This window comes from Streptomyces sp. NRRL B-1347, from assembly GCF_000720325.1.
Lineage (GTDB): Bacteria > Actinomycetota > Actinomycetes > Streptomycetales > Streptomycetaceae > Streptomyces.
Genome location: NZ_JOJM01000140.1, coordinates 1 through 6,199, shown reverse-complemented (window position 1 = coordinate 6,199; position 6,199 = coordinate 1). Strand labels below are relative to the sequence as shown.

5 protein-coding genes are annotated in these 6,199 nt (G+C 69.6%); 3 read left to right on the top strand and 2 right to left on the bottom strand.

The annotated features are described in order from the left end of the window. Positions 1-409: 409 nt before the first annotated feature. Positions 410-853, top strand: a complete 444-nt coding sequence (locus IG74_RS0143485; RefSeq protein WP_051856670.1) for a hypothetical protein — start codon at positions 410-412, stop codon at positions 851-853. Between the two features lie 42 nt (positions 854-895). Here IG74_RS0143485 and IG74_RS52590 read toward each other — a convergent pair whose 3' ends face one another. Beyond that, on the bottom strand, positions 896-2,155 hold the full coding sequence (locus tag IG74_RS52590) for a NucA/NucB deoxyribonuclease domain-containing protein (RefSeq protein ID WP_158858074.1): 1,260 nt from the start codon (positions 2,153-2,155) through the stop codon (positions 896-898). A 2,056-nt stretch (positions 2,156-4,211) separates the two neighbouring features. On the opposite strand from IG74_RS52590, the gene IG74_RS0143475 reads away from it, so the two are divergent. Together IG74_RS0143475 and IG74_RS48530 are read left to right on the top strand one after the other, a co-directional pair. Next, positions 4,212-4,445, top strand: a complete 234-nt coding sequence (locus tag IG74_RS0143475) for a hypothetical protein (protein ID WP_051856668.1) — start codon at positions 4,212-4,214, stop codon at positions 4,443-4,445. A 10-nt stretch (positions 4,446-4,455) separates the two neighbouring features. Next, entirely contained in the window at positions 4,456-5,388 is a 933-nt protein-coding gene (locus IG74_RS48530) for a helix-turn-helix domain-containing protein (RefSeq protein WP_051856666.1), read from the top strand. On the opposite strand, the gene IG74_RS50470 is transcribed toward IG74_RS48530, so the two are convergent. Next, a complete protein-coding gene (locus IG74_RS50470; RefSeq protein WP_051856664.1) occupies positions 5,372-5,821 on the bottom strand; it encodes a hypothetical protein in 450 nt (149 codons plus the stop codon). The two genes, IG74_RS48530 and IG74_RS50470, sit on opposite strands and share 17 nt — an antisense overlap. Positions 5,822-6,199: the final 378 nt, after the last annotated feature.

Sequence of the window (6,199 nt, the reverse complement as noted above, 5' to 3'; positions counted from 1 at the left end):
GGTCACCTGGACCTCGGCTTCACCCCGTGGGGGCAGGCATGAGCGGCGAGGTGTCGGGCGTCGACCTGGCCCGCGTCGCGCTGCGCTCCCGGCCGTCGGCGCGACGCTGCGCGAACGGTGGACAGCTATCGCCTCCGAGTGCGCCGGGCACGTGGCCGCCGTGGCGTACGACGCCGACTCCGGCCTGCTCACGGTGTGCCCGGAGTCGTCGGCCTGGGCATCGGAGGCCAGCCTCCGCGTAGCGCTGCACGCGGAAGCACGTCGCCGGTCAGTGATGTCGTCGCCCTGGTCATCAGGCGAGCACGCCGATGCCGCCGTCGCCCTCGTCCCGCCGCATGCATCTGCTTCTTAGATCATGTGCTACGAAGCATGGTGGGCAGACAGTGAGCCGAGCGAGCGGAGTATCGGTATGGCGTTGCTGCATCGTGAGCAGTTCCCGGTCCAAATCGAGCGGTTCCTGCTCTGGTTGCAGGAGGCTGGCGAGGACGCAATCGATGACTGGCCCGAAGATGCGGACGGGTTGGTCTCGGCGCAGCATGGGCGGGTGGACATCAAGTCGGGCGGTCATACGCACACGGCTGCGTTCACTGTTGAGGTTTGGGACTCGCCACCGGAGCCGGACCCGAACGCTTCCTGGGAGGCAACGGGGGAGGCGGAACTGGAGTCACCGACAGGGCAACTCCAGTTCCACACGGCCGGCGGGCCGGACGAGACCGTCATTGCCCTCGGCGTCCGCGATCAGCGATGGCGAGTGCGCGCTCACGTGGTGGGGCAGGAACAGGTCGCTGCCCTCGCTGAGCAGGGTGTGCCCCATGGAGTGGAGCGATTCCTGCTGCAGTTCTGGCCGGTGTGACTGCTCCTGTGGGCGGAGGTGTCCGCCCACAGGGCGTGCAGGTCAGGACACCTTTATCAGGAACCCGTCGTCGGTGCCGTCGATAATGCGGTTTTTGGAGTAGAAGCCGCTCATGATCCGGCCACCGGCCTCGTTATCGTCCTTGGGGATCGGCCTGGCGGAGAAGTTCTTCTTGGGGGCCCTGCCCTGCGGGTCGTACTTCCTCAGTGCCTGTGCAGCGCCTTCATAGGTGGTGGAGAAGGGGAACTCGTCGCACTGTTTCTTCCCGCCCTCTGAGTAGTTGGGGCCCCATTTGTGCTTGCACGCCTTGATTGCCTCATTCCGGTTGTCTTCCCGGCGTTTCTGGTCGTGGTAGAGGCGGGTCAAGGGCTTCCCGGCGGTACGGCCAGGAATGTCCTTCCTGGTGTTTTTTGGTTCCGTCTTCTCGGGTTTGGTGTAGGCGTCCTTGATGTGCTGAGCCGCAGCTCTCTCGGGCGCTCCGGCCTTGGTGCTGAAGGGCATGTGGACCGCGTAGCTGAACGTGGCGCCGCCGTTCGCCGTGGACCCGGCCAGGTACTTCGCCTTGTCCCAGCGCGGGGCCAGGAAGAACGGTTGGCCCTCCCGGGGCCCTGTCATCTTCCAGCCTCCGGTCACCGTCAGCTTCAGCTTGGGCTGGAAGACTGCAAAGAGCGCATCATCGCGGCCAGACCCTGTACCGGCCTTTCCGGTCAGGGTACGGGTGAAGCCAGGGTCGGACTCCGCGGCCAGGCTCGCCCAGCTGCGACCGCCAGGTACGGCTCCGCCCTCACTGATCCGGGCACTGGCCGGCCACTTCTGCGGCACGGTGGCCTTCGGCGTGAGGATCATGCCGAGCGCCCCGGTCCTCCCGGTTTTCTCGAACAGGTAGTGGTGGCGAATTTTCACCGTCCGACTGCCCTTAGCGATGGTACCCACCGCTATGAAGTTAATCCGGCTCTCTCCTGATGGCCGGTTATTTATGAACCACACCTGGTTGAAAGAAGCGCCGGAGCAGACCGCGAAGCGGGACTTTATGTAGAACTTCTTGGTGGACCCCAGGCCCTTGAGGCATTCCTTGGCAGACATGGTGCGCGGCGGGTCCGGGTAAGGGGCCGCCGCCTGCCGAGCCTGGCTCTTGAACGCAGTCGCCGGAGCCGTTGCCGACGCAGCGCTCGACTTGGGTGCGTACCGGCCGGCGGGCCCGACCGTTTCCAAAGCCGCACGAGGCTGCAGCAGGCCTGTCGCATCCATCTTGGCGGTGCGCGCCGCGGCCTCGCTTTCCTGCAGACTCTTCGCGGTAGGCATAGGGGCGCCAACCGGGCCTACAGAGGAGACGACTTGCAAATCGTTGTCAGGCTCAAGCGCCTGGGAGGAAGCTGGGAGAGCCACGAATACCAGCGAGGCAGCGGCCGAAGCCACTGCCCACCGTCCACGGAACCGTGTCGTATCAGGTGATCTCAGCATCTGTTCCCGCAAGGTTGTGGTCGGCTGCCACCGACCGTGGTGAAGGACAGGCACCACATGACCATTGAGGTAAATGTGACGTCAACGCACTTTCAGGACGCAGAGGTTGCTAACCCGCCGACGCAAGCTCGCCGCGCCTCAGCGGCATCGCCCCAGCGGGGCTACTGCGCAGCGTCGGGACCGGGATCGAGGACGCCTCCTCGTTCCAGATGTGGAAAGTCTTGCCGGGCGGGAAGGCAGCGCGGGCGCGGCGGGTGCGGAGGTTGGCCGCGTCGCGGCCGGCGGCCTCTTCCGCCAGCAGGGCCTGGACGGTCTCGGCGGGATCCCAGCGGGCGTCAGTCGCGGTCTACTGGTCAGGAGCCGGACTCGCAGACTCGCCCCTCGGCAAGGACAACAAGGTCCTTCCTCAGTCCGAATGCGGTCACCGCGCCCGCAGTTGAGCCCTCTCGGCGGAACCAACCCGGAGCCTGGAGCTCGGCGTAGTGCGGGCACCCGAGCCGACTGCCGCCGATCCGGCATTGCCGACGTGCACGCCTTCCGGTGCACGCACGAAGTGGTGCACCGGAAGGCGGAAGGCACCCAGGTAGGCCCGGTCATCGCGGCCGCCGTAGTGCGCCGGGCCCACGCGAAGAGGACCGCGCCGCAGCGACGTCGGCCTCGCCCGCGTCGCGCTGCACCAGGCCCGCGAAGCCGCCGAGCAGCGTGGGCAGAACGAGGCCCGGCCCCGTGCCGCCGGGCCCGGGCCATGCAGGGGGGGCGGCCGGGAGCCGTCCGGGTTCGCCGCCGTGCTCCAGGGCCGATGGCCGGCCGGACCTGGGAGGACCTGCTCTGGGGTGCGCGGTGCGGGTTCGCTGCGGACGCAGGCACGGCCCCCAACGGCTATGGGGCGTCCGAGGTGTCTCGTCTGCCACGGCCACTGGGACGGCGCCCGCGATCAACGGATCGACGCGACTGGGAGGTGTGACGGCCTGGTGCGCGGCGAGCGCTTGGTGGGAGGGGTCGCGGCGCAGGCGTCGCACGGTCCGCCGCCAACGCGTGCGTGGGGAAGGCCAGGCTCGCACACACCAGTCTTCCGGCCCGCGTAGGAGGCGCCTGGGCCGTCCCCGCGCACGGCGTTCTTCGTGAGCACCTCGTCGAGGACGGTGATGAAGTGGGCGAACTCGCGGTCCGGGAGGACGCGAGCAGCGCAGGCGACGGCGGAGTACACCGACCGGGCCCGGCTCGCCGAGTTCCGCAGGGGCCGCGAACAGCGGCTGGTGGTCGCCGGGCCGGGCTGGTCACCTGCGTCAACAACCGCTGACCGGGCAGCGCAGACAGCGCGAAGGCCGACACCACCCCAGGACGGTGTCGGCCTTCGGTGAGTCCGCGCGGCAACGCGGTACTCGAAGTCCCTGCTGATCAGCGGTTGGAGCCAGAAGCCATCAGGGTCTGCCGAGTCGTACGAGTCGTACGACGACGCCGCGTCATACAACTTGTACGACGCGTACGCGCGGATGGTGGCAGCCGCGCGTGCGGCGCGCAACCGCGATTGGGGCAGCGGCGCATCAATGAGGACTACCACCGCTCACGGACAGCAACCTGCCCGTAGGACAACTTCGAGGTCGGCCACGCGGGTCCTCTTCACGGTCATCACCGCGTTCCGCGCAGTAACGCGCATTTGTGCGCGGGCGGACGCGGACAGCCGCGCATCAAAACCGCTGGGTACAGCCCTGTCGTTCCTATCGCGGGGCCAAGGGGTGCCACCATCTTGTCCACGCACCACGCCGAGGGCGGCGGCAACCGCCCTGTGGGTGCACCCAATTGGAGCCAGAAGCAGTGTCCGGTGGCTTTCCAGGCTGCCGGACCGACTCGGTCAGGAGAGCTCATGCCCAGACACCATTCCCCTATCAGTTCCTGTGTGGAGCACCCGTTCCCCGGTGGCCGTCGCCTCACCGGGACCGAAGCCGTCGTCATCATCGTGGTGGTCGTCGTCGCCGCGGTCCTCGTCGCCTTCGCCGGGGTGCCCGGTCTCGAAGTCCTGTGGCTGCTCGCCGGTGCCGGACTCGTCGCCGGAGCCACCATCACCCTCAGCACCCGCTTGTCCCTCCCCAGTCTCAGGGCGGCGCTGAAGGCCGCCCTGACGGCGGCCTGAGGCGGCGGTCATGGGACGAGCCGAGAAAGAGATCACCACCGACAACGCGGCGCTGCACGAACTCGCGCAGTGGCTGCGGGACCTGCGCGCGCACGCCGGTCTGACCTACCGGAAGCTGGCGGAACGCGCGGGCCTGCACGCCACGACCCTGCAGCGCGTCGCCTCCGGCGACTCGGTGCCCCAGATCGTGGCGGTCCTCGCCTACGCCCGCGGGTGCGACGGCTCCCCGGAGCAGGCCCGCAGGCTGTGGCGCAAGGCCAGGCGTGAGCAGGTCCGCGCCGCCGCACCGCACAGCCGCCCACCCGCGCCGGCCCCCGCGCTGGTCCGCGACTTCGCCGACCTCAGCGCGGCACTGCGGGACCTCTACGAGGAGGCGGGAGCTCCGTCGCTGCGGACCATGGAGGAACGGGCGGGCGGCTTCGGCGCGCTGCCGCGCAGTTCCGCGCATCGCATCGTGAACAGGCAGACCGTGCCGCACAGCCTCCGGCAGTTCCAGGCGTTCCTGCGGGCCTGCGAGGTGCCTGCCGAGGACCAGAAGGCGTGGGAGGACGCCTGGAGCCGGGCGTGGCGCTTTGAGAAGCAGGAGGACGCGGGCCTCAACGAGGTGCACGAGGTCCTGGTCCAGCGGCAGCGCCAGCGGGCCGTCCGCGACCTGGACCGCCTCTACGCGCGCCACGGCGACGTTGCGATCAAGGCGGAGGGGCCGCTGTACCTCCGGCCGCTAGCCCCTCGCGGCCATAGGCGCCTCGCCGAGGCCAGGGCCCACGCACGCCGAGGTGCCGGTATCGACATGGGCTTGCTCCTCTCCCTGCTGTCCGGCCCGGTGCGGCACGAGCATCCAGAGTTCCGGCTGGACCGGGTGGAGCCCGACCACCCGGGCTACACCGTGGACGAGGGCCCCCGCCTGGCCGACTGGGAGATGGGAGTCAGTGCAGCCGGGTGACGGTGACGGTCTGATGGCGGGTGGTGCCGGCCGCCACCTCGACGAGCGGGCCCGCATCGACGGCGGTGTAGGGCTCGCCGGTCGGGAGGCGGGCGCTGGCGCCGGGGCCGAGCCCGCGCAGGTGGATGCCGAGGGCCGCAGCCAGCGGCCCGGGCAGCGTCTGGGAGAGGGCCAGGCGGGCATCGGGCAGGCGCACCACGACCGTGCGCGGCCGCGCTGCGGGGCCGGTGTAGCCCACGACCACACCGTCGACGACATCCGCATGACGGACCTTCACCCACGACCGCCCGGCACGGTAGGGATCCGAGCCGCGCTTCGCGACCAAGCCCTCCAGGCCCTGTTCCACCAGAGCCTCGTACCAGAGCAGCGCGGTGTCGTAGTCGTCGGTGGCAGGCACCACCTGCAGGGGCGGGCCGACCCCGTACGCGGCCACGAGATCGAGCAGCAGGCCGCGCCGTTCGGTGTACGGACGGGGGCGGATGTCCCCCAGCAGGGGGTGGTTGAGCAGATCCCAGATGGTAGGAGGCCGGGAGCCTGGAGGCCAGCTCCCGGGCCCGGGCGGGTGTAGAGGCGCCGCGGGCCTGGACCGCGCCGAAGTCGAGCGCGCCGCCGTTCCAGATACAGATCTCCCCATCGAGCACGCTGCCCGGCGGCAGAGCCATCGCCGGGACGGCCAGATCCATCCAGGCCGGGGTGATGTCCCGGTGGGACCGGCGCCGCCCAAGCAGCGGCACACGGTGAAGCGGATCTTTGACCGGCTCGTTGACGAGCACGGTGCGGTCGAGGTGTCGTACGGGATGGTCCGGGCCTA